The 25,344-nt window shown below is 41.0% G+C and carries 23 protein-coding genes and 1 rRNA gene; 2 read left to right on the top strand and 22 right to left on the bottom strand.

Annotated elements, in window-relative coordinates; all coding sequences use genetic code 11:
- Positions 1-11 precede the first annotated feature (11 nt).
- The 8 genes from FTU71_RS09705 to FTU71_RS09670 form a co-directional block, all read right to left on the bottom strand.
- Positions 12-1,115 (bottom strand): YjgN family protein, encoded by a 1,104-nt coding sequence (locus FTU71_RS09705; RefSeq protein WP_180111920.1) that lies wholly within the window; start codon positions 1,113-1,115, stop codon positions 12-14.
- 168 nt (positions 1,116-1,283) lie between these two features.
- Positions 1,284-2,123 carry an S-formylglutathione hydrolase gene (gene fghA / locus FTU71_RS09700; protein ID WP_180006086.1) on the bottom strand — a complete coding sequence of 280 codons (840 nt, stop codon included), beginning with the start codon at positions 2,121-2,123 and terminating at the stop codon, positions 1,284-1,286.
- An 18-nt stretch (positions 2,124-2,141) separates the two neighbouring features.
- Positions 2,142-3,551: a C13 family peptidase gene (locus FTU71_RS09695; RefSeq protein WP_180006087.1), complete on the bottom strand. Its 1,410-nt coding sequence runs from the start codon at positions 3,549-3,551 to the stop codon at positions 2,142-2,144.
- 146 nt (positions 3,552-3,697) lie between these two features.
- Positions 3,698-4,519, bottom strand: a complete 822-nt coding sequence (locus FTU71_RS09690; protein ID WP_179989105.1) for a class I SAM-dependent methyltransferase — start codon at positions 4,517-4,519, stop codon at positions 3,698-3,700.
- Complete coding sequence (locus tag FTU71_RS09685; RefSeq protein WP_180006089.1) at positions 4,513-5,337, bottom strand: undecaprenyl-diphosphate phosphatase; 825 nt, start codon at positions 5,335-5,337, stop codon at positions 4,513-4,515. Before FTU71_RS09685 ends, FTU71_RS09690 begins: the two co-directional genes overlap by 7 nt.
- A 12-nt stretch (positions 5,338-5,349) precedes the next feature.
- The gene (gene tsaB, locus FTU71_RS09680) at positions 5,350-6,015 is read right to left on the bottom strand and encodes a tRNA (adenosine(37)-N6)-threonylcarbamoyltransferase complex dimerization subunit type 1 TsaB (RefSeq protein ID WP_096902124.1); all 666 of its coding nucleotides are present in this window, start codon (positions 6,013-6,015) and stop codon (positions 5,350-5,352) included.
- A gap of 160 nt (positions 6,016-6,175) precedes the next feature.
- Positions 6,176-6,706 (bottom strand): gamma carbonic anhydrase family protein, encoded by a 531-nt coding sequence (locus FTU71_RS09675; RefSeq protein WP_131261917.1) that lies wholly within the window; start codon positions 6,704-6,706, stop codon positions 6,176-6,178.
- A gap of 31 nt (positions 6,707-6,737) precedes the next feature.
- Positions 6,738-7,334, bottom strand: a complete 597-nt coding sequence (locus FTU71_RS09670; protein WP_180111919.1) for a CoA pyrophosphatase — start codon at positions 7,332-7,334, stop codon at positions 6,738-6,740.
- Between the two features lie 123 nt (positions 7,335-7,457).
- Here FTU71_RS09670 and FTU71_RS09665 point away from each other — a divergent pair, with 123 nt between their 5' ends.
- Entirely contained in the window at positions 7,458-8,006 is a 549-nt protein-coding gene (locus FTU71_RS09665) for an NUDIX hydrolase (protein ID WP_026438436.1), read from the top strand.
- Positions 8,007-8,107: 101 nt separating this feature from the next.
- Here FTU71_RS09665 and FTU71_RS09660 read toward each other — a convergent pair whose 3' ends face one another.
- From FTU71_RS09660 to FTU71_RS09635, 6 genes are all read right to left on the bottom strand, one after another.
- Complete coding sequence (locus FTU71_RS09660) at positions 8,108-10,018, bottom strand: flagellar protein FilF (protein ID WP_180111918.1); 1,911 nt, start codon at positions 10,016-10,018, stop codon at positions 8,108-8,110.
- A gap of 20 nt (positions 10,019-10,038) precedes the next feature.
- Entirely contained in the window at positions 10,039-11,406 is a 1,368-nt protein-coding gene (gene filE, locus FTU71_RS09655; protein WP_180111917.1) for a putative pilus assembly protein FilE, read from the bottom strand.
- The gene (locus tag FTU71_RS09650; protein ID WP_070154334.1) at positions 11,400-13,064 is read right to left on the bottom strand and encodes an OmpP1/FadL family transporter; all 1,665 of its coding nucleotides are present in this window, start codon (positions 13,062-13,064) and stop codon (positions 11,400-11,402) included. Before FTU71_RS09650 ends, filE begins: the two co-directional genes overlap by 7 nt.
- Before the next feature lie 12 nt (positions 13,065-13,076).
- On the bottom strand, positions 13,077-14,207 hold the full coding sequence (locus FTU71_RS09645; protein ID WP_180006091.1) for a hypothetical protein: 1,131 nt from the start codon (positions 14,205-14,207) through the stop codon (positions 13,077-13,079).
- 45 nt (positions 14,208-14,252) lie between these two features.
- Positions 14,253-15,086 (bottom strand): C39 family peptidase, encoded by an 834-nt coding sequence (locus FTU71_RS09640; RefSeq protein WP_096902113.1) that lies wholly within the window; start codon positions 15,084-15,086, stop codon positions 14,253-14,255.
- Positions 15,087-15,278: 192 nt separating this feature from the next.
- On the bottom strand, positions 15,279-16,331 hold the full coding sequence (locus FTU71_RS09635; protein WP_180006092.1) for a DUF6160 family protein: 1,053 nt from the start codon (positions 16,329-16,331) through the stop codon (positions 15,279-15,281).
- Positions 16,332-16,586: 255 nt separating this feature from the next.
- Here FTU71_RS09635 and pabB point away from each other — a divergent pair, with 255 nt between their 5' ends.
- Positions 16,587-17,927: an aminodeoxychorismate synthase component I gene (pabB, locus tag FTU71_RS09630; protein WP_180111916.1), complete on the top strand. Its 1,341-nt coding sequence runs from the start codon at positions 16,587-16,589 to the stop codon at positions 17,925-17,927.
- Positions 17,928-17,993: 66 nt separating this feature from the next.
- Here the strand turns inward: pabB and hisC are convergent, their stop codons facing one another.
- From hisC to rrf, 8 genes are all read right to left on the bottom strand, one after another.
- Entirely contained in the window at positions 17,994-19,082 is a 1,089-nt protein-coding gene (gene hisC / locus FTU71_RS09625; protein WP_179990341.1) for a histidinol-phosphate transaminase, read from the bottom strand.
- Positions 19,083-19,217: 135 nt separating this feature from the next.
- Entirely contained in the window at positions 19,218-20,522 is a 1,305-nt protein-coding gene (gene hisD / locus FTU71_RS09620; RefSeq protein WP_179990908.1) for a histidinol dehydrogenase, read from the bottom strand.
- Positions 20,523-20,708: 186 nt separating this feature from the next.
- Positions 20,709-21,413, bottom strand: coding sequence for an ATP phosphoribosyltransferase (gene hisG / locus FTU71_RS09615; protein WP_167846233.1), 705 nt, complete (start codon positions 21,411-21,413; stop codon positions 20,709-20,711).
- Positions 21,413-22,669, bottom strand: coding sequence for a UDP-N-acetylglucosamine 1-carboxyvinyltransferase (gene murA, locus FTU71_RS09610; protein WP_004975199.1), 1,257 nt, complete (start codon positions 22,667-22,669; stop codon positions 21,413-21,415). The genes hisG and murA overlap by 1 nt, the downstream gene beginning before the upstream one ends.
- Before the next feature lie 7 nt (positions 22,670-22,676).
- On the bottom strand, positions 22,677-22,928 hold the full coding sequence (ibaG, locus tag FTU71_RS09605; RefSeq protein ID WP_004975198.1) for a BolA family iron metabolism protein IbaG: 252 nt from the start codon (positions 22,926-22,928) through the stop codon (positions 22,677-22,679).
- 138 nt (positions 22,929-23,066) lie between these two features.
- The gene (gene hpf / locus FTU71_RS09600; RefSeq protein WP_004975196.1) at positions 23,067-23,399 is read right to left on the bottom strand and encodes a ribosome hibernation-promoting factor, HPF/YfiA family; all 333 of its coding nucleotides are present in this window, start codon (positions 23,397-23,399) and stop codon (positions 23,067-23,069) included.
- A 166-nt stretch (positions 23,400-23,565) separates the two neighbouring features.
- Positions 23,566-25,020 carry an RNA polymerase factor sigma-54 gene (locus FTU71_RS09595; RefSeq protein WP_180111915.1) on the bottom strand — a complete coding sequence of 485 codons (1,455 nt, stop codon included), beginning with the start codon at positions 25,018-25,020 and terminating at the stop codon, positions 23,566-23,568.
- Between the two features lie 220 nt (positions 25,021-25,240).
- Positions 25,241-25,344 (bottom strand): 5S ribosomal RNA (rrf, locus tag FTU71_RS09590); the annotation flags it as partial.

The raw sequence follows: 25,344 nt of genomic DNA, 5'->3' as shown, positions 1-25,344 counted from the left end.
CTTCTCCTAGCTTACAGCGATACATCAATATCAAAAATATCACTGATTTCTTCTGCAAGTGCGCTATGTTCAGCCTGCAGTTTATTGATCATCAAATCTGGATCATTTTTTAAATGTAGACTCAAAGACTCAACCTGATAACGATATAAACGAATGGCTGCCCATGGGGTCATTAAACCCAAACTCAGAACTTTCACAATCCAATTGGTCACCACAATCCAAGTATAGTGCCACTGTCCGCAATCGGTCTGAAATTCACTACGACTGATACTGGTATTGTTCCATGTGGTGATAAAAATTCGCGCCGACATTAGTGGCCAAATTAAAAATATCCCCAACAGATAAACCGCTAAAAATAACCAAACCAACTGCGCAGGATTACGACTCAACTGTCCTGCCAAAGCCAACATTATCCCGACAGCAAGCAAAATGCCAAAGAACAAAAAAATAGGCATATACATTGCGCGCATATATGCTGGCCAGTCTGCTTTTAGTTTAAATTTAAGCTGTCCTGCATATAAATGGTCTAGGCAATAACGCTTATACATCCACACCAACACAGGAAAAAATAAGCCCAAAGTAAACAAATTAATTACGATACATTTTAGAAATACCCAATAGGCTTCTTTGTTACTGCCTGAAAAATAAAAACGCGCATTGCCAAATTTACTATTTCGCGCCTTAAAACGGATGGTCGCTCGAATCAACCATGGCACAGCCAAATATAAAACCACCACGCCAATAACCATGGCTTTGACTGAATAATTGGAAATCACCGAGATCACAACATAAATTCCGATGGCAATTAAACGTCCTAATAAAATTTTATGTGGGATACCCGTGAAATCAAAACGACGTTTGATTAATTCGGTATTGCCATAAAAATAGCGCAAACGACGCACTTTTGCCCACGGTGCATACAACCCAAAGGTCACGATCATCAACAAAATATTAACAATCCAAATGCCAAAATACTCTGAGGCGCTACCATGAAACTGAAAATGATGAATGCGTCCAAGTAATGGATTACGCGCAGGCGGTGTTGTAGGCTCCGCTGGAAAAAACGGGGAAGATGGCGTTGCTTGTTGTGGTGAATCCCATTCTGAATTGTGCATGTGATGCCTTATTTATTTTATTGTGCAGTCGTTATTTTACCTAGACACTCAAACCCAAATGAGCAATCTTTCCAAATGGTAAAAAAGCAAGTGTCCACCATTCTAATTAAAAGTGAACAACTTGCCTAGAAAAGTTTAAAAATCAATATGTAAAATTGAGTACTTTGCTTAGTCAGTTTGCAATTGCACCGCATGGAATTGTAAATGCTGATCTATAAAGCTTTGAATGAAATAATAGCCATGATCATAGCCTACATGTTCACGCAAACTCAGTTTTTGCCCAACTGCATCGCAAGCCTGCTGAAATAATGCAGGATTGAGCTGACTGTAGAATTGGTCTTGCAATCCCTGATCAATCAAAATTTCACTGAACAATGCACCTTTGACCTGCACCAAAGCAGTCGCATCGTGCTGTAACCACACTTGCTGATCTGTACCTAAATAATTAGAAAATGCTTTTTCACCCCACGGGCATTGGCTTGGCGCACAAATCGGAGCAAAAGCAGACACGGACTTAAATTTGTCAGGATATTTAAACGCGAGGGTCAATGCACCATGACCGCCCATACTGTGCCCCATGATGCCAACGTGCTGTGCCTGAATTGGGAACTGTTGCAGTACCAATTGATAAAGCTCATCGGCGACAAACGTTTCCATTTGGTAATGTGCCGCCCACGGTGCTTGTGTTGCATTGATATAGAAACCTGCACCCTGCCCAATATCCCAATGGTCGCCTTTGGCAACAGCTTCGCCACGTGGTGAAGTATCTGGACTAATCAAAATTAGTCCCAATTGCGCTGCCATGTACTGCGCATGTGCTTTAATCGCAAAAGTTTCTTCGTTACACGTTAAACCCGCCAAATAAAATACCGCAGGACATGCCTGCCCCGCCAAAGCTTGTTCTGGTAAAAAAATGCCAAACTGAGTTTCAGTCCCTAAAGCATTTGAATGAAAACGATAAATCCGTTGCTCACCCTCAAAACAGCAGTTGTTCTGAATTAACTCCATCACCCTCTCCTCTTTGGCTTATTGAACAGACTGCGCACTCGATTGAATTTCTGCCGATGTTACAACACTTTTTTGTGGAAACAAACGCTGCTCTAATTGTGGCAGCATTAATTCCATATTTTTACCAATTGCCCATTGTGGCTCTGAAGGTTCAAAACCTTGCGCTTGCTCCCATTTCGCCACAGTCACTTTGGCTTCATTAAAAGCATTAGCAAAAGAGTTTTGTTCACGCATAGCCTGATCAAAAAAGGCACGACCAAAATAGGTGTAGTCAGCTTCGTTTGAACAACCAAACGACTCACGATCTGCTGCCGATGCAGTAATCACCAAGGTATTATCATCTTGCAAGGCGGATACAAAGCTACCTGAATAACAGGCTGAAATGACGATCACACGCCAACGAATACCCGATTTATCCAAAGTATCGCGTAACCATTTCGGATCGACCTGATTTAAGTCAAGTGGTGCATTTTCAATTTCAAAATGATCTTTTAAACCGTGTGAGGTCATATATAAAAACAGCACATCACTTTCACGGTTCATGCGCTGTCCAATACGGCGCAGCGCTAATTCAATACTGGTTTGCGAAGCAATTGGAATTACATTGCGGGTCATTGGGTTATTAATGAGCACCATCGAACGTCCAAAAGTACCAAAACGGGTATCAAACTGTTCACGAATGCGCTCAATTTCAGACATAAATACGTCTTGATAGCTCGCCCCTGCAACGCCTAAAAAGTACCAATGCGATTGAGCAAATTCCCCATATTGAATACTGTCTAAAGCTTTATTGAGTACACGACTTTGTGCATAAAAAGCTTCTTCGCTTAGACTTGGTGGAACTTCTTCTACTTTCCAAATGGGCTGACTTTTCACTGACATTTGCCAAACTACCAAAGTGAATAAGGTCGCCAAAACAATCAGCGCACGTTCCCACCACGGCCAATGCAATTCACGTGAAAACACCCATACCACTGCCAAACTTTGCCAAACAAATAGCACCATAAAAATGGTAGGCAAATAGTCATACAACACATACGGCAAGACATCCATCATGCCCATGTATTGAATCAAGCTTTGTAATAATGCAACGTGAGTATCTAATACCAACCACAACAAAGCAGGTACTAACAATAAACGCGGGTTATTGACACGCTGAGAAAGAATAATTCCGACAATTAAGGCAATAAAGGGCCACAAGGCATAACTGACCAAACCTTGTGGGTTAAATTCACCCACTTCTCCCGCGACCAACCAACTGAATAAGGTATTGGCAAGACCACCTAAAATCCCCCAAAAAATCAGTTGTAAGATAGAAGGACGAATAATTTGCAAAGAGCGTCGCGAACCCAAAAATAACCAAACGCCTGCGGCTTGGTTGCTTTTAAAATCGTGCCAAAAATTAATGGAGGGTTTGAAGTCAATCATAGGATTCTGTTAATCGCAGCTCGCGTTTCCACACTCCAAGTTTATGCTTGTCGTCGTAATTATCAATTGTCAATTTTAACTATATAACAAATCTTTGCGCATTATAGAAGCATTGAACGCCTTGCCACTGCTTTAGTGGTAGAAATCTACCCATTGTTCAAATTTGCTTGGAAATAGGCATCAAATCGGCAAGCATCACCCTGCCATTGATGTGTGGTTTCCTGCCCCGCCAAAAATACAGCCAAACGTGGGCGCTTCACCACAACACGTTTGGCAATTTGCTGTGCCAAACCCAGTAAATGATCACCTAAATCCATTTCGCCATCTTCAGGTAACAGCAAATGTAATAACTGCATTTGTTTTTTGACTTGTGCCTGCTTTTTCTGCGCCTGTTGATGTTGATCTCGCTGCGGAAACATCGGGTCTAAATACACCACATCAACCACTTTGCCCTGCGCTGCGCAGTTGCGTAAATAATCTGCTGAATCTGTAAAAACCAACTGGATACGGGCAACAACACTTGCTAAAAAAGGATCATCTGCGGCTTGGCGTTTAGCATCCTCCAACAAAGTAAAAAGAATAGGATGACGCTCCAACAACGTGACCTGAGCACCCAAGTGTGCCATGAGTAAGCTGTCGTGTCCTAATCCTGCCGTAGCATCAATTAGGCTTGGTTTTTCCGACAAATTACAGGCACGAGCAATCATTTCCGATTTTAAAGAGGCACGTTTCAATCGCCCAACTTCAGCTTTCCAATCGGGTTGCATTTTCATACCATTGGCACACAACCACAGCCCTTCAGCATCTACACACAATGCCAACTCAGGGTTCAAACGCAAAAAACGCGCATTGAGTTTTTCTACTGTTTCAATGCACGTTTGCACGCCTCTAGACAAAAGCACAGCAGAATAATGCTGTGCTTGAGTGAGCCACTCGGCTTCGGTATATAAGCGAAGTTCGCTTACCATAGTTTCCAGCCTGTGAATGCGAACAATAAAATGATTAAACCTGAAGCAATACGATACCAAGCAAAAATCATAAAATTACGTTTCGCCACATAAGCCACCAATGCACGGATCAGCAAAAGTGCGGAAACAAAAGAGACGATGATCCCGAAGCTGAGTACGGTCCAATCTTCAGTAGTTTGGAATACATCATAGCTTTGATATAAGTCGAGCAAGCCTGCGCCAATAATGACAGGAATCCCCAAAAAGAAGGAAAACTCAGTTGCTGCTTTTCGCGACACACCCAAGAACATCGCACCAATGATGGTTGCACCTGAACGCGAAGTCCCCGGAATCAGCGACAATACCTGAATTAGACCAATCCAAATCGCATCTCGATAAGTTAGTTCTTCAACCTCATGGGCACGTACTTGTGGTGGATGTTTTTCAATCCACATAATAATAAAACCGCCAATAATCAAACCAATCGCCACGGCAACATCATTAAAGAGTAATTCTTTTACAGTCTGCCCAAAGGTCAATCCAATCAGAATAATTGGAATAGATGCCATAATCAGACCAAAGCCCAAGCGTCGACCTTTTTCTTCGCCAGTAAACATGCCTGTGGCTGCGCCCCATAGACGTGCCCAATACTCATATATGACCGCTGCAATTGCCCCCATTTGAATGGCAATTACAAATACATCACTTTTTTCTTTGGTCCAAAAGTCCATTAGCTCTGCAGCTAGAATCAAATGTCCTGTGCTAGAAATGGGTAGAAATTCGGTAATCCCTTCTACAATACCCATAATTGCCGCTTTGAGCAGCAGTAAAAGATCCATAAATAACCCTAATTATGCCTTGCCTTGTTCTGGAATTTTTTTCCAAGCATTGTCACGTAAATAAACAGGCAATGCTTGTTCTGCGCTGACCCATTGCTGTTGCTGTGCACAGACGCGTGCAATAGTAGCAATATCTTGTGCGGTTGCACTTAAGCCTTTGTATTGTATTTGTTCTTGATCAATGAGACCTGCACCAGAACCGACCAATTGAAAGCGTACCGTCTGTGCAGCATCGCTATAATTCAATAATTGTTCCTGATCAACCGCCTGCATGATTCCTTGTGCATCTAGCTCAAAACTGGCGATATACACTTCATTCATGCGTGCATCCAACACAGCCGTAACTGCAGTTAATCCTTCAAGACGATAAGCCGCCTGCGCCAATGCCTGCAAAGTCGATACAGGAATTACAGGCACATCATGCGCCCACGCCAAAGCTTGCGTGACTGCCGCATTAATTCGCACACCGCTAAAAGAACCCGGGCCACGGCTAAAGGCAATTGCAGTCAGATCAGCCGTACTAATTTGAGTTTCAGCAAAGCCTTGCTCAATCATCGGTAAGATGGTTTGCGTTTGTGCTTTTGCTCGCGCATCTAATTGAAAAAAGAGTTCCTGTGTTTCATCTACAATCGAAACGGAACACTGCTCATTGGCAGTTTCCAATGCCAGCAATTTCATGCACAACCTTCAAGGAGTAAATATCAAAAATTGGCGTTATGATACTCCACTCCTGAAATTCACGCGAGGATTTACATGCCTTAGATTGCAATTCCTGAGTATAAAATTCTATGTAATTACAGCTAAAAAATGCGTTTGACTAAACGATGCAAATTCTATTTTAGAGTGTTGCAGGCTCTAGGTTTACAAAATGCTGAAAATGTTCAGCATAGTGCAGCGCACTCATTTTTAAACGTGCTTCTGCAGACTCATCCAAAGTCTTAACCACTTTACCGGGAGAACCCATCACCACAGAATTATCGGGAATCACTTTCCCTTCAGGAATTAAAGCATTGGCACCAATAATACAGTTTTTACCAATCACCGCATGATTCAGCACCACTGCATTAATACCAATCAGGGTGTTATCGCCCACGGTACAACCATGTAACATCGCCAGATGTCCAATAGTCACATAATCACCAATCTGCATTTCAATACCTGCATCGGTGTGCAAAACAGCATTTTCCTGAACATTACTAAAATTACCCAATTTGATTTTACTGTTATCGGCACGTACCACAGCCCCAAACCAAATACTAACTTTCTGTCCCAACTCAACCTGACCAATGACCGTGGCATTATCCGCCACCCAACCATCCCACGGTTGCTGCATTGCTTTCGGGGCATATCCTTTAAATTTATACAACATGGTTCCTTCCTATCTTCACATCAAAATTTTTCTATTTCTTAAATGTTGGTGAATTTAACAAAAACGGCCATTCTTTACGATAATCCAAACCATATTCAAATAAAGACACCAACATCCGCGCTGTTAAGCCCCAAACCACTTCATCTTCAACCTGCATACTCGGAAAATATAATTTTTGTTGTGCAAAGCTCACTTCATACGGCGTTGGTGGCGCTTCCATTAAATGCTGTAAAGAGGCAAAAAAGATCCGATCAATTTCTGAAGGTTGTGGAATTAGTTCTATTTTTGGGGGAATCAGCCCCACCACAGGTTTAACCAACATCCCATTACGGGCTTTTTGCATTGGTAAATCACCAATCAACTGCACTTCAAATGGATTTAACGCCGTTTCTTCCTGTGCTTCACGTAACGCCACCACAATATTACTGGTATCTTGCGGATCGCGTTTGCCACCAGGGAAAGACACCTCACCCGCGTGATTATTGAGTAAGGTAGAACGGCGGGTTAGCAATACCTTTGGATCAGACTCGTCGGTAATGGCAATCAATACCGCTGCATGCGCTTCCATGAACGTTTTAGAAAAGCGCAAACGTTGCTGTAATAGATGCGTGAGCGAATGATCAATCATGCCTTATAATTCTCCTTGTCTAAGTTTTCATCATAGCTGAAATAGGTGGGCAATAGATAGAGAGGATGCCAAAGTTGAAATTTTCAGTTATTCTGAGAACTCCCTTCAAAAATGACGATCACTATGAACTTTTGTGGAAATTGTGGACAAAAAACAACAACGAAAATTCCGCTTGGCGATCAGCAATTACGTCAAGTGTGTAGCGCATGTGGCAATATTCACTATGTCAATCCAAAAGTCATTTGTGGGGCATTGGTCGTTTGGGAAAATAAAGTATTGTTGTGTCGTCGTGCAATTGAACCACGCTATGGTTTGTGGACTTTACCCGCAGGCTATATGGAAATGTTTGAAACCATGGAGCAAGGTTCTGCCCGTGAAACCCGCGAAGAAGCCGAAGCGGAAATTGAAATCGAACAACTTTATTGCATGTATAACATTCCACGGATTGGGCAAATTTATGTGCTGTTCAAAGCTCAATTGTTGAATGGTCAATTTGGTGCAGGTGAAGAAACCATCGAATCACGCTTGTTTAGTGAAGATGAAATTCCGTGGTCTGAATTGGCTTTCCCAAGTGTAGAACGTACTTTACAACACTACTTTGCAGATCGAAAAAACAATCATTTTACGACCCACTTAGAAACCTTAGGTTCACGTACAGATCATACGGGTTAAAAACCCCACATGATGTTCATTTGAATCAAGCTAAAATTCGAATAATAAATAGCCCACTCTAAAGTGGGCTATTTTCATCACTATGTCACCTAAAATTAATGCTAAATACGCACTTTATTTGGGTTATAACACTCAGCAACATCTAGACTTACAGCTCCACCTTGGGCTTTCACCAAAGCTTTATCTGCATCAGTTGCTAAAGCAGGGTTTTGAGCCACGTAAGTTGCAAGTTGCGCATGATAAATATTGCTCCACTTCACTGTTGAGCCATTGAAATCAGACAATGTAATACGTGTAGAGTTGGCTGCAACTAAATTGCCAATATTGGCACGTGCACCGCCCACCACTTGACCATTTCCACCTTCAACCGCTTCAATTTTGGTATTCAAACCAATGACTGCGCCATCAAGTTTATGAAATTTTGGATTGGCCAAAATCATACGCAAAGTAACTGCTTTATTGTCAATATCGGTTGCACCTAACACACCTATACGGTATTGCTGCACACCATTTGTATCAACATATTCAGCACCAGACTGACGAATTGCTGCACACTGACCAGACATATCGGTTTCTGTGGCATTTGGTGCTATATCTGTACGAATATTGCCATCTTCATCTAAAACAACACCTAATTTGATGCTATCTGTCGTCGTTCCGCCATCAAAATTAAAGGTCAAGGTTGCATAAATTGGGAAAATATAGCGACTGCCTAAAGGTACATTTTTTTGGGTTTTAAAAACGCGATTATCCAAAAAGTTCACAGAAAAGAATTTATAGGCATCAAAAGAACCTTTGAACTGATCGGTACCTATGGTTTGTTGCCATTGACCATAATCTGCAGGATTCGCTGTTGTAGATTTGGTCAATAATTTATAAAAACCTTCCGTGCCTGCAATTAAATAATCATTAAACACCTTACCTTGGGTAATTTTAAAATCATCAGCCGCATTGTCATTCACACTAAAATGGAATGGCCCGTGAATACGTTTATTCAATGGGTTGACCCATGTGGTTTGTGCTGCTGCTACCATACGCTCAGGACGTACTTTACGAATCAATTCACCACTCACCGTTAAAATTGGGTTGGTCGTGTTTGCAGACACCGTACCTTTCCATTGCATACCATAACCGAAGGTATATCCAGAACGGTCTGTGATTAGTTGATATTGCCCAATGAGGTGTTTCAAATCTGCGACCGTAGATTTACAGTCTGCCAAATTACAGCCATATAAACCTTGTGGTAATTGTGAATCTTCTTTGGCTAAAATTGGATAGTTAGCTTGATAAGATGCCGAGTTATTCATGTAAACCAAGGTGTTTAATGCTTGATAAGCATCATCTTGAGATACCTGTGACACATCTACCCACGGGCGTAAAATACTGGCATAAGCCCCTGAACGATAGTCACCAACCTCAACTGACTCAGCAATATTTGCCAATTGTTCTTTTTTGAGTGTCGTAATCGTTAAAGGCTGAATATCACCTGCAATGGTTCCTCCACCTTCAACAGAAAGTGCTTGTAGCAAGCGTACAATTGCAGTCGCGACCTGTATCGTTTCGTCACTACTACTTAAACTCGTTGCTTGGCGTCCTGTTAATCCACGTGCCATATCTAACACACTTAAACGTGGATAACCCGCACCTGCAGTACTGACCATTCCAATATCAGACAATGATACTGTCCCTAAATCAATATATTGATTGGTCTTTTCCTGAATAAAGAAGTGGACTTTATCTCCTTCACTACATTTACCTGTTGCCGCATTACTTTTCGGCTCAATCATGGTGATGTAGGTTTTACTGGTATCACTGCTACAGGTAAAATTCAAACCATCCACAGGATAATCCAATGCAAATTCCACGCAGTTTTTTGCTGTACTGGCACAACTCCCGTTGATATACGCCACAGCATTAGGCTCTGGATTAATATTGGCACTTTCTCCACCACAGCCACTCAATGCCGCCATCAATGCTGTCGTTGCAAAAGGTAAAATATGTCTTGTTTTCATCCTGAATTCTCTTATTGTTGTTAGCGTATCGCAATGAGTTTTAATTGCCCTTGGTTACTGAGCGCGCGATGTTCCATATCCACTGCAGAAGCCAATGGCGTTAATAATACATAGTGGCTATTTTTTGGAAGTTGCAGCATACCTTCTATTACCTCGTGTCGTAAGACATTGCCTGCAGTATCCTGATTTCTAAAACCACCTGCACCTTCAATCACACAGCCTTTTTGATCCAGAAAAACCACAAACGGCCAATAAAAGGTCGGTTGATTTTGCTTCATGGCATAAGAGTTGATTTGAATATTTTGAATATTGCCTTCTAACTTCACCAATTCATAATCAAATTTTTCGGTTAAGGGAGCTCTAGGCCACAAATTTAAATCTTGTTGTGCTTTTAAGGTTTTAGCTTTATTTTTTTTGCTTTCAGCAAAACATTGCTGCCCCAAACCCTCAATTGCTTCAGCTTGATTAACACGATAATAGTCTGCAGCCAAAACAATAGCGTGAGGCTCAGCAACCGATTGCTTTTTAAATAATTTATTGAGAACGGAACGGCTTACACCACGTTCACGTTCGACCACTTGCATACGAGCACCACCGCCATTTTTTGTGTCAATTATGCCTTCTGGCATACTATAAAAGCGTTTTTTTCCTTCTAAATTAAACTCCTGATCTTCCAAATACTCACTTTTAACATACTGTTCTCCCGCCATCTCCATAAAACCCGTTTGTTGGGCAGATGCATGCGATGCTTGATCTGGTGTTTTTTTAGAAACAGACACTGTGGATGGATCAATCGCAAATTGCTGAGGAAGCTGTTGTAAATCCTCTAGTACAGATGGTTTTACCGCGACTTTGTTGATCGCTGCTTCTTTTGCCAATCCTGTTTGATGAACAGATTCCGCACTGGAAATATCTTGCTGCACTGCATTTGGCTCAGTGTGTGATGCACGCAATGATGAGTTCTCTTTGCTTTGACTAGCCTGATTTTGTGACATAGCGGATTGTTCTGAGATATTCGGCTTAGACAAATTCAGTTGCTTGCTCGCCTGAACAGAAATATTTTTAGATACCTGAACGGATGTTTGAGCAGTTATCTGCTGTACTTGATGCACCTTGTCTTGCTTAAACTGGTCTTGTTGTTGGTTTTCTTGTAGTTGCTTTTGTTGGACTTGCTTTTGTTGGACTTGCTTTTGCTGTTGTGCGGTTTCCAACGCCTGTATCGTTTGCTTTTTTTCTGCAGCATTACGCTGCACCACAATTGGACGACCATCTGGTCCAATAATGGTGTAAAACTGATTCGCGTAACACACCGATCCCATACTGAAAATCAGTGTGAGTATCGACTTTGAAAATAAAGTCCGTTTTATTTTCCGTACTGAACTTACCATCGTGTTCTATAACTCAATCCAAGAATTGTAATTTTTGTATCCGTTTTCACATTCAAACCCGCATAAGGGTTTAACAGCAGGTTATTCACACCTTCCTTATTGGCTAAGCTACTGGTATTGGCTGGAATTTTATCCTTACTTTGTAAAAAGCCGATGGATAAATCAAGGTCTGTATCTGCATCAAAACGATATCCCACACCCAGACCGAATAAACGTGCATTATTAATTGGTACCATGGTGTTACGTTTATTGTCAGGAATCGCACTACCACGTGGTTCATAACCCGCACGCAGTTTTAAACGGTCTGTGGCTGAATATTCGATGCCAACACCCCAGTTCCACGGTGACTTAAACTCTAATGGCAAAGCTAAACTGTCATCAGACACATGCTCCGAAAGCAATTTTGCAATTTTTAATGCCGAGATTTGACGGTCAAACTCGAATTTGAATTTATCCCATGCTTTATAGTCAGTCCAGCCCACATCAAAATTGACTTGTAAATCAGGCATGACTTTATATTTTATCCCCGCTTGAAAGTGCGCAGGATATTCAAAATCCATAGAAACCAAACCAGACTCACTGGCTGGAATATAACTTGGGAAACCTAAAATTGCCGCTAAAATCTGACCTGTTGGTGAAGACATCAAACCATTAATTAACTCACGCGGTGCTTTCGAGTTATCAATATGATATTTGCCCTTTAAGCGCATTTTAGCTGCACTCTGATACACCATACCAAAGCTAAAATCTTCTGTCGGTTCCCACAAAATACCCAAGTTATAACTCGGGCTTAAACTTTGCTCAACCGCCAGTTGCATTTGCCCAAAACGGGAAAATGGATTCATGCCTTCTTCGGCATTACAAATCCCGAGCAACAAAATATCGGTGATGATATTGGCGTTTTCTTTAAATGGCGTACAGACCACTTCATCCACCATACGTAACATCCCGATCAGTTCATTCGGGAAGCGTAAATCGGTATTCATGGCGATGGCTTGGTAAGACATCCCTATTGACGCACCGACTGACAATTCATCATTGACTTGATAGGCGATAGATGGAGAAAGATAAGTAATACGCTCTAAGGCAACCTGTTGTCCCATAAAGTTACCAGGGTTACCATTTTCGGCACCAAAGCCCGCAATCAACGGCGCATATAATGCGGTGGCAAAGGTCACTTTGGAACCTGGTGGATTATAGGCAATACCGTTGGTTGGCGCTGCCAGTGGCATGCCTTTACCCAAATCGACAAATTTTTTCAGAATCGGGACATACAGCGTTGGATATTCTACATCGGCTTGTACTGTACCTTTAAAATCGGTACAAAAATCGGCCAAAATTTCTGGTCCATCGTTACACACCACAGGGTCATCAGAATAACCAAATACGTCATAACCTGCTGGAACGGAAAGCTCACGCTGTACATCAAAATGTGCCAACACCCCTTGCACATCTGTTTGCAAACCTTCAATCTTGGTCAGTGCAGCAGGGTTAAAGTGAATCGCACTAATACCAGGAGGATCTGCAGTGACCGCATTCCCCATAGTCAAAGAACGAATATCGACAGATAAGTTTTGTCCAAGCTGCGCAAAAGCAGCCCCTGAACAGCCCGACAGTATAATTGCAGTCACTAACGGGCGAAGTCGTATCATTTTCATGCGACTAGCCTCTTAGCGAATTTTTTTACCGAAACCGAGAATATCCAGTGGGAATGACAAACCAAGTGATACGTCTGGCGCGTCTTCGGTCAGACCGATTCCTACCGTACCATTCACAATGGTTTCAGGTGAAACGCGAACGCCTAATGAAATAGCCAAAGTCGAACTGGTCTGGTCTGCAGGTGAATAGCTTTCACCCGTATGATAAGTAAACTCCGAACCTGTATTAAAGCTTTGCTGATAGGACATGGTCATCGACACATCGTAGTTAAACGAATAAGCAAAACCAAAAGCAAAACCACCACTAATACCTGGCTCAAACTCTTCAATAATACGGCTACCGCGAATTTGATTGAGACCGCTTTCTTTAAAACCATAGTTGGCTGAAGCAGAAGCAAACAATACAACTGGGTCAATATACTTACGCGTACTTGCACCGATGCCTGCAGAGTAGTAACCCTTACCTGTTGATAAATCTTTAACAGGATTAATCTCGTAAGGACTATCCCCCGTTTTGGTCGATAAATTTGCGAATAAAATTAAAGGTAAACGCCCCGCTTTTAATGGGAATGGCTCCCAACGTGCACCTAAAGAAATATCCCCCAAGCCTGCTGCCGTGGCATCTTTTAACAAGTCTGACTTTGCAACCAATGGTACAGAAGCAGATAAAGTTAAATTGTCACGCAAACCATATTGTGCGGTGAAGGTGTTAGTTAATGCGTGGGACGCATTTTCTTGCACACGAAGCTGATACAACTGACCTTGAGCCATTTCAAGGTCGAGCTGCGTATCACGATGATAGGTATAATCAATATCATAATAAGATGAAATATCACCTTGTTTCATGAGCGAGTATTGACGCTCATTCGAGGTAAACACTTCCTCTAAATTCGCCTCTTTGGTTGCGTCGCCCTCTTGCTGTTGCAAAGCAGATGATGCTGCTTGTGCACCATTTGCAGCGACAACCGCACTATTTGTTTCAGCACTTGTCTCTGCAGTTGATGCTGCTGTATCTGATACTTCTGCCTGTTCAGTTGTGGTTTCATATTCCCCTAATTGCGGCTCCTCTGCGGCATAAGCCACCCCAAATACCATTTGAATACTGAGAGCCAATAAGGTTTTATTCATCCATTTACGATCCATGATTTACCCCTTCCATTTTTATTTTTGTATTTCGTGAACAACTGATTATTTGTTTTTGTAGTAGAGTCTTAAAAAACGATGCTCGTACTGTCCGTAATTTTCAGAATCTTTATTTACATTACGCTCTAGACGTATTGTCGATGCTTTATCGGCTATTTTTTCCATCGCAAATTGTGGATATTGAATATCAACAAAGGCATAACGATTCACTGTTGCGTCTTCCACATGACGCAAGTCTTTTTCTTGTAATGCCAACATAGTTTGACGATTTTGCGGTGCGACATTAATTAGAAATAAGGTGTTATTTTCCCAGACTTCCTTAAAGCGTTCTTCATCGAAACTGATATTGCCTAATGCAGGGTCTGCCACATAGACACGTCCATTTTTATATGCCTTATACACCACAAAATGTTTAAAACCTGCATAGGAAATCGGCACAATTGCAGGCTGTCCTTGTTTAACTAAATCCGAAAACTCCCCGCGATATCCACCACTTTCCATGCCCAAAGCTGCGACAAAGCGCTTCATATCCAATAGCGAAAAACTACGACGTTCAATAATTCGGTCGTATTCTCCATAACGCAGCAAGCCACTCATGGTTTGTTGCTCGTTTAATTGTGTTCCTACATAACCATTCAGCAAGGTTGTTAAAGCTGCAGAACCACAACTGTAGTCATAGGCTTGGCGCACAATTCCGCGAAATTGATCTTCTAAAGCAGGTTTAATTTGCACAGGCTCTCTGTGCATACGGGTAAAGGAATTATTTCTAGAATCCAAAGTTTCTGTGTAACGCACAGTTTCAGGATGCTGTTCTTTTAAATCAAAGGCTTGTGTGGCAGCGTAATAGATCAATGCCGAGCCCAAAGCGATCTCTAACATATATTTTTACTTTTTAGTTCTCGGCAATACCTGCCTAATATTTTTATTTTAGAGTTTTCACTCTACTTCCTTGTATTTAGAAAGATACTCGTTTTATAGAAAAAAAAAAGAGCTTTCTTTATTTTTTTGCGAACTCATCAGTTTATTTGTAAAAAAAAGCGCGTGAATTCACGCGCTTTTTCAGTTTTTAAATTAGTGACCAGAAATAGTGATAATAGCACCTTTGGTATAGCTACCCTGAGAAGTACTATAGAAAGTTTGAAGACCTTGAACTTCCATATCACCTATAGATTTTGCAGTACGACTACCTAAGTGAATACCTTTAATATATTGGTCTTTAGCACCAGTATCATTGCTTACAATGCGAATATGCGCCGCCTTACCAAGAGTAGTACTATCGCCAACATAAGCATCATTAAATACTTGGATATCTTGATTTAGGGTCAAATCTTTACTATCTGCATCTGCAATTTTAATGCTTTCAATAAAGATTTCACCCGCTTCCTTCGTTTTCACAGCTGTTGGATTGCCACCAACACTTACAGAACCAACTGCTTTGCCTTTAGTTGAGTTATCCAAAATACCTAAGTTTTTAATTTCTAAACCGCCGACCATCGTCGTATTCAACTTAACCATTGCGCCTTGTGGGGCAGCACCCAATTGGATATTGGCATCCATTTTACCTGTTTTGATTTCTAAACCAGATAAAATTGCGTTGTAGTTGGAATCACTATGGCCACGACGAATATTGGTTGCATTAGGGTCAATTGTATTTGATGCAGATACGCCAATTTCACCAATCTTGATATCTAAGCCAGATACTTGAGCTGCAACGTTAATAAATGCTCCACCTGCAGCAGTAGAACCTGCATCTGTATCAATGACCAAGTCTGCTAAGTTACGCGAAGTTAATAAGTAAGCACCATTATCATCATAGTTTGCACCAATCACGATACCATGTGTTTTGTTAGCGTTACCATCAACACCATTGCCTTTGATAACAATTGCACCAGCATTACCAGTCCCACCAAAACCAGCATCACCAGCAGCACCTTTTGCAGCCAAACCATCATTATCATGGATTAAAAGTTTTTCGATTTCGATTTTAGAAATACCAATCCCGATGCTTAAACCATCTTGACCAGTAGTTGCGCTTAATGCAGTATCGTCCATTGCCTGCATTGCCATTGCATTTGTCGTTAACGCAATTGATGATACCAAAGCAAGTTTAGTAAATTTTTTCATCTTGTTACTCTCCCGAGAGTATTATTTTTTTGGTTTTACCACTCAGTGCTAGTAATTGTTTTTTTATTTGATGAGGACAACACTAACACACATTCCTTGAGTAGTCGGTTTGCACATACAAAGGTATATCTGAGTTATTTTTTGTTCAACTGCTGTTTGTCGCAATCCACATCTTACCGACAAACGGTTATTTGCTTTTTATCTGCTGCAATCATGTAAAATAGCCTTTTAAAATCTCTCAGCTGTTTACGCTTTATGTCCTATCCTACTCATTTTAAAAAATTATTCTGTGAACCTGAATATGAGGCTGCAAGAATTTTGCAAGCTTTGGCAGCACTTTCACATTGTATTTATTTGCAAAATAATGGAAAGGCACGTATTGCTTTTTTGGCTGAACGCTATTGTGTGCAGCAAAACCATCAACATTTTTACTTTCAAAAAACGGCATTGGATCAATATGAATTAAGTCCAACTCAATTAGATTTAACAGCTCATCTCGGTGCTTTAGAAGATGCTGACACCGCCCCATTTTGCAGTGTAATGGGGTTTGTTTCGTATGATGCAGCAGCACAGCAACACATCAATATGCAGTCTCGTCCCCAGCCAAGTATTTTTTTAGGTCAATTTAAAAGCTATTTACAGCAAGAAACTGATGGCTGGTATTTTTATAGTTCAGACGATGCTTCTACTCAAATCTTTGATTTTATTTTAAATTTATATACTCAATCAACCATAATTGAACAGTTCCAATTAAGCCAAAAGTGTCAAGCCCGCTGGAATTTCACAGATTACCAACGCGCCTTTCAACATGTTCAAGACTATATAGTGGCAGGAGATTGTTATCAAATTAATCTTACGCAAGAGTTTAGCGCTGAGGCTCAAGGTCAACTTTTAGAGACTGCAGCTCAGTTTTGGCAACTGACCAATGCACCTTATGCAGGTTATTTACGTATTGGTGATTTTGAAATTTTAAGTTGTTCGCCCGAACTCTTTATCGATTTTGAGGAAAATCGAAAAATTACCACAAAACCCATTAAGGGCACGATGCCACGTTATGGCGATCCTGAATTAGACCGACAATCGAAACAACAATTAAGTGAATCTAAAAAAGATCAGGCTGAAAATGTGATGATTGTGGATTTATTACGTAATGATTTAAGTGTTTATGCCGAAACTGGCAGCGTCAAAACGCCAAAGTTATTCAATATTGAGTCTTTTAACCAAGTGCATCACATGGTCAGTGAAGTGACCGCAACACTAAAAGCCGAGATGAATCCTTTTGATGTGTTGATGTCTGCCTTGCCAGGTGGGTCAATTACAGGCGCACCGAAAATTCGTGCCATGCAAATTATAGATGAACTCGAAGGTGCAGCACGTGGCGCCTATTGCGGCTCTATGGGTTATTTTGATGCCGATGGAACGGGTTCTTGGAATATCCTGATCCGTTCTATTCAGAAATATCAGCAAGATGTTTCATTATGGGCTGGTGGTGGCGTCACGATTGCATCTGTTTGTGAAGCAGAATATCAAGAATGTTTTGACAAGGTTTCAGCGATGTTGGACTTATTGAACCGCTGGTACAAACCTGCGCAATAGCATGTCGCAAAAACAAAAAAAGCGAGTGAATTCAATGCTTCACTCGCCTCTACGATATTTTAACAATTAAGCCAAAATATCGTATTTTAAAGTATCTACTAAGCGTTGATTTTGATCATCTGTACCAATAGTAATGCGCAAATATTGATTGATGCGTGGTTTATTAAAATAACGCACAATAATACCGCGTTCACGTAATGCTGCAGCTAATTCACCCGCATCCTGTTGAGGATGTGATGCAAAAATAAAGTTGGCGTGTGATGGCAATATCTTAAAGCCCAAGCTCGTTAAATCCGTCACCAATTTCTCACGGCTTGCAATAACTTTTTGGCATTGTGCTTCAAAATACGCCTGATCTTGAAAAGATGCCACCGCTGCTGCAATCGCAAAACGATCCATTGGATAGGAGTTAAAACTATTTTTCACGGCTTCCAGTGCGGCAATTAAATGCGGTTGCGCAATCGCAAAACCAACACGTAAACCTGCCAAAGAACGTGATTTAGATGTGGTTTGACACACCACAAGATTATCGTACTTTTCTACCAATTTTACTGCAGACTCTGCACCAAAATCGACATAAGCCTCATCAATCACCACCACTGAATTTGGATTGGCCTGTAAAATTTCTTCAATCGCACTTAAACCCAAAGCAATACTGGTCGGTGCATTCGGATTGGTGATGATAATGCCACCATTGGCTTGCTTATAGTCATCAACTACAATTTCAAAATCATCATTTAAAGGCAAAATTTTAGTTTTTACCCCAAAAAATTGACTATATACAGGGTAAAAACTATAGGTGATATCTGGATACAGTAACGGCTGTTCCTGAACAAAAAAAGCCTTAAAAATATGTGCAAGGACTTCATCTGAACCATTGCCAACAAAGACATTTCCAACAGCTACATTTTGCTGTTTCGCAATGGCTTGCTTAAGCTCAGACGCATCTGGATCTGGATATAAACGCAGTGCATCTGCCGAGTTTTCTAAAACCTTTTGCACCGCTTCCACCACTTTAGGCGAAGGTGGATACGGGTTTTCATTGGTATTCAATTTTAATAAATTTTGAATTTTTGGCTGCTCACCCGGTACATAAGGCTCTAGCTCACGTACTTCAGGGCTCCAAAAACGCATTTGTTCTGCTGTGATATTCATTTTGTATTCTCTTTAAACCCTCTCCTAACCTCTCCCAAAGGGAGAGGAATTTTCATTACTAAAGACACAAAATTTGTGTGGTTTAAATTCCCCTCTCTTTATTAGGAGAGGGTCAGGGAGAGGTTGTAATGCTATTTATGATTGATAACGATAACGTGCTGATCGTGCATGCGCATCCAGATTTTCCTGCTTCGCTAAAATATCAGCGGTTTTCGCCAAACTTTTCACGCCCTCAGCTGAACACATAATCAGACTTGAGCGTTTTTGGAAATCGTAAACACCCAATGGCGATGAAAAACGTGCTGTACCCGACGTTGGTAATACGTGGTTTGGCCCTGCACAATAATCACCAATAGCTTCTGGTGTATAGCGCCCCATAAAGATCGCACCCGCATGACGAATTTCTTCTGCCATCACTTGTGGATCATCCATACACAACTCCAAGTGTTCGGGCGCAACTTGGTTGATCAATTCAATCGCCTCTTGACGATCTTTGACTAAGATCAATGCACCACGATTTGCAATAGAAGTGCGGGCAATTTCAGCTTTAGGCAAATTCGCCAAGTGCTGTTCAATCGCTTGTTCAACCTGATTCAGCAATTGCGCATCTGGTGTAATAAAAATAGATTGTGCAACCGTGTCGTGCTCGGCTTGGGAAAGTAAATCCATCGCCAACCATTCAGGATTATTTTCACCTTCGGCATAAACCAAAATTTCGGATGGCCCTGCAATCATATCAATGCCGACCTGACCAAACACAGCACGTTTTGCAGCCGCCACAAAGCGGTTACCCGGCCCCGTAATTTTATCTACCGATGGGATGGTTTCTGTACCATAAGCCAATGCAGCAACAGCTTGCGCTCCGCCAATGGTAAATACACGAGTCACCCCTGCTAAATATGCAGCCGCCAAAACCAATGGATTGAGTTCACCATTCGGTGCAGGTACCACCATAATAATTTCAGGTACACCAGCAACATGCGCAGGCACGGCATTCATGAGCACAGAAGATGGATAAGATGCCAAACCACCCGGTACATAAATACCAACGCGATCTAATGGCGTGACTTTTTGCCCAAGTGTATTGCCCAAAGCATCAACATAAGTCCAGCCATCCTGCTTTTGCGCTTGGTGAAATTCACGAATACGTGCAGCAGCCAATTCCAAAGCTTCACGAACTTCGTTATCTAAAGCATCAAATGCGGCTTTCAGTTGCTCCTGACTTAACTCAAGTTCTGAAAATTGATGCGCTGGATGTCGATCGAACTGTTGAGTGAGTTTAAGAACCTGAGCATCACCGTGCTGACGCACATCAGCAATAATTTGATCTACAGTTTTTAAAAGTTCAGGATCACTGACAGTTTCAAAAGCCAACAAGTCTGCAAAGGCTTGTTTAAAGCTTTGATCTTGAGTCGATAAACGTCGCATCAATTTACCCACAAGGTTTGATAGAAAAGTTTAGTTTACCTTGTTTCTAGGGCTTTGTGGGAATCTATACATGGCGAAAGCAGTATGTTTTGATGGAAATTCACGTTCAAAATCATTCAAGAACAGAATCATGGGTGGACATAAAAAAACCGTCATTAAATGACGGTTTTTTGAGAAAGCAGGATGATGGATGCAAAGTTAAGCAGATTGTTTTGCCAACTCGCGTTCTACCACTGCTTTTTCAAGTTGTGCCAAAATTGGATTGAGCAAATCTTGCTTGCGCTTAAAACTGGCTTTATTGACAATTAAACGTGAAGATACTTTACAGATTTCTTCTAGCGGCTCTAAACCGTTGGCACGTAAAGTATTACCTGTATCAACCACATCGACTATGTAATCACCCAAACCGACCAATGGTGCTAATTCCATTGAGCCATAGAGTTTAATGACATCAACCTGCTCACCTAAGCTGGCATAATATTGACGGGTCAAATTCACATATTTAGTGGCAATTTTTAAACGACCTTTTGGACGCTGCATACCAACTTTGCCCGCAGTCATTAATTTACAATTGGCAATTTTCAGATCCAGCGGCTCATATACATTTTGAGCGCCATGCTCCATCAGCACGTCTTTACCCGCAACCCCAATATCTGCCGCACCATTTTCAACATAAGTTGGTACATCAGAGGCACGTAAAATTAAAATACGCACTTGTTTATGTGTGGTTGGGAAAATCAACTTACGTGATTTATCTGGATCTTCCAGTAAATTAATTCCCGCAGTTTCTAATAAAGGCAAAGTTTCTTTTAAAATTCGCCCCTTACTTAATGCCAAAGTTAAACCATGATCAAAATTGCCCATGACGTCAAAATTTGGATCATCGTTTCTCATGTCATTCATCAATTTACTCGCTTAATTTGGGCGCCTAAACCTTGTAACTTTTGTTCTACATTTTCATAACCGCGATCAATATGATAAATACGGTCAATCAATGTTTCGCCTTCTGCCGCCAATGCTGCTAACACCAACGAGAATGAGGCACGTAAATCAGTTGCCATAACAGGTGCAGCAGAAAGTTTTTCTACGCCTGTCACCACCGCATCATTGCCTTCTACCTGAATATTGGCACCCATACGTGACAACTCAGGGACATGCATAAAACGGTTTTCAAAAATAGTTTCCGAAATGGTAGCAAAACCGCGTCCAATCGCATTCACCGCCATTAACTGTGCTTGCATGTCTGTTGGAAATTCAGGATGTGGTAAAGTTCTGAAACTCACGGCTTTAGGGCGCTTGCCCATCATGTCCAGTTCAATCCAGTCATCGCCACGTGTGACTTCCGCACCCATTTCTTCAAACTTATCTAACACAGATTCTAGCAAGGCAGGATCGGTATGTGTGGTTCTGATTTTACCGCCCGTAATTGCAGCTGCAGCCAAATAAGAACCTGTTTCGATACGGTCAGCAACTACTGAATACTCACAACCATGCAAGTGTTCAACACCTGTAACCACTAAAGTATCGGTGTCTAAACCTTCAATTTTAGCGCCCATTTTGATGAGCATTTGCGCAAGGTCGGTAATTTCAGGTTCACGTGCAGCATTACGAATAGTGGTAACACCATCTGCCAATACCGCAGCCATGAGAATGTTTTCTGTACCGCCAACAGTGACCATATCAAAGACCACTTCGCCACCTTTAAGGCGACCATTGACTTTGGCATTTACATAGCCATTTTCAACTTCAATTTCTGCGCCTAAAGCTTCAAGTGCTTTAAGATGTTGATCGACAGGACGTGAGCCTATTGCACACCCCCCTGGCAAAGATACTTTTGCACTACCATAGCGCGCAACCAATGGGCCAAGCACCAAAATAGAGGCACGCATGGTTTTTACCAATTCATAAGGTGCAAATTGGTTGTCCAACGTTGATGTATCTGCAATGACTGTATCGCCTTCATAAGACATTTTAATGCCCAAGCCTGCGATCAACTTCACCAAGGTATTTACATCTTTTAAATTTGGAACATTTTTCAATGTAATTGGCGTTTCTGCAAGAATCATTGCAGCAAGAAGTGGCAAGGCTGCATTTTTTGCACCAGAAATACGCACTTCACCTTCGAGCTTATTACCGCCCTGAATTAAAAATTTATCCATTAAATTATTAAGCTCCAAATAAGCTTGCTTTACGCCATTCTTCTTGTGTCATTGCACGAATTGTAACCGCATGAACTTCACCGCTGGCAATATAGCTATTCAATGGTGCATACACTGCTTGTTGACGAGCAACAGGACGCTTACCTTCAAACTGATTATCTACAATACGAAGATCAAACTTGCCGCCTTGCCCACTTACAGCAACTTCAGCCTCTGGAAAAGCAGCTTTTAAAATTTCAGTGAGCTGTTCACTATTCATCACAAAGACCTCTTATAGGACCAACGGTGTAAAAACCTGTCATTTTACTATAAATAGAAAAAATAATTCATTAATCCTATACATTATCGCAATAAAAAAAGAGGTTTATCCAAAACCTCTTTTTAAATCACATTTTAACTAGATGGCTAAAGGCTGATAATCCAACTGCATCTTCCGATGTTTCTCTAACTGACGTTTTAATTTTTCTGTCATCATCTTAATTGAAGTATACATATCATCTGCACTAGCCTGCGCAAAAAGCTCCGTTCCAGGTAAACGAATAATTGCTTCTGCAATATGATTGGCGCTGCCTTTTTTAGAATGTTTATCGATTTGATGATCTTTACTTAATTTCACCTGCATACTATTGACCTGATCCAGATGTTTGGTCATTTGTGCAAATTTAAGTCGAATATTTTCTTCAATTGCAGGGGTGATAGCTAAGTGATGTCCACGAATTGTTATTTGCATAATTCTATCCCTCACCTTCATTAGGATTAGGAAGGCATAGTTCACATGATTGATTGCCAAATAACAGATCACTGTAGCGGTCACTTTAAATCATGTCTAACTATTCCTTCAAAAAAGATTCATTATTTGGTCATAATGAATCCTTAGAATAGACCGATTTTAAAAATTAGATCAAGACTTTTCGTTCAGAAGATGACGGAATATTTAATGACTCACGATATTTCGCAACTGTTCGGCGTGCTACATCAATTCCCTCCTCCTTAAGAAGGTTTGCAATTGTGTTGTCTGACAAAGGTTTACGTGGATTTTCCTCTGCAATTAATTTTTTTATCTTGGCGCGAATCGCAGTTGAGGATGCTTCTCCACCTGAACTTGTTCCAACATGACTTGAAAAGAAATATTTCAATTCAAATAAACCACGTGGAGTTAACATATATTTATTAGTGGTCACCCGTGAAACTGTAGATTCATGCAACTCCACCTCATCGGCAACATCACGCAAAATCAACGGTTTCATTCCTTCAGCACCAATTTCTAAAAATTCACGTTGATGTTGCACAATGCAGGTTGCGACTTTTAATAAAGTTTTATGACGCTCATCGACACTTTTAATAAAGTTTTTTGCATCCAACATTTGATTGCGCAAATATTGATTGTCTTCGCTTTGATCTGCGCGTTTAATCATATTGGCATAAAATGAATTGATTCTAAGCTTCGGTACAACATCAGGATTCAGCTGCACCTGCCAATGGTCCTGCTTTTTACTGACCACTACATCTGGAATTTGATAATCTGACTCCTGATCTTCAAATGCTGTACCAGGATGCGCTTTCAAGGTTTTTAATAAAGCCACTGCATGCTGTAGCTGATCTGCGCTTAAACCCGTTTGCTTAATTAACTTGGCTAAATCATTCGAAATTAATAACTCATAATGCTGCAAGAGTTGCAGTGCTTCCTGCCGATAAGGCACATCTGTAGCCAAACTTTCAAGCTGAATAGATAAACATTCCGCCAAATTACGCGAACCAATACCAATCGGCTCTAAACGCTGAATATGTTTCAAAACGACCAAAACTTCATCGTCTTCAACTTCATCTTTGTATTCCATGGAGATCAATAAATGTTGCACAGATGTAGTTATTTCAGATATTTCACAATCCAAGAAACCATTGTCATCCAAAGCATCGACAATACAGTAGGCAATGAGCTGCTCGACTTGAGAAAAATGCAACAGATTGATTTGTTGCATCATGTGCTCTTTTAAACCTAAATGTCCCTGACGATTATCCTCGCGCTCTTCATATTCCGCTGCTCCCAAACTCGTGGGTAAATGAGTGTACACATCATCCCAGTCTGTATCGACAGGCAAGTCATTCGGTAGATGATCTGCATTTAATTCTTTAGTCAAATCCTTTTGATCATGCTCTTGCTCTTCTAAGGTGGATAAACTTTCGACACTACTTTGTTCTTCGACTTTTTCTAATAAGGGATTACTGTCCAACTGAATTTGAACTTCTTGTTCAAGTTCCAAGCTCGAAAGTTGAAGCAAACGAATGGCTTGTTGTAACTGCGGTGTCAGTGACAAGGAGTTTGCAACTTTTAATCCAACCGATAACTTCATTTTCACCCACTCTTTTAAATTTATGTTTTTCAACAACTTAATATATAAGTTTTTGATAAGCAATTTCTATGCCGTTTTATTAGGTATAGCACAGATTTATCAAAAGACATAAAGATTTTAATCAGAAGTTCTATTCAATTTATTATTGTTTTTCTAACTTTATTTTCTCTCTTGCATAAAAAAACACCCCCAACATTAGTTGAGGGTGTTTAGAATAATGAGCTGGCGATGACTTACTCTCACATGGGTAACCCCACACTACCATCAGCGCGAAGAGGTTTCACTTCTGAGTTCGGGAAGGGATCAGGTGGTTCACTCTTGCTA

The sequence above is a fragment of the Acinetobacter sp. YH12136 genome (assembly GCF_013418545.1).
Classification (GTDB): domain Bacteria; phylum Pseudomonadota; class Gammaproteobacteria; order Pseudomonadales; family Moraxellaceae; genus Acinetobacter; species Acinetobacter towneri.
This window is presented reverse-complemented; position numbering and strand designations above follow the sequence as displayed.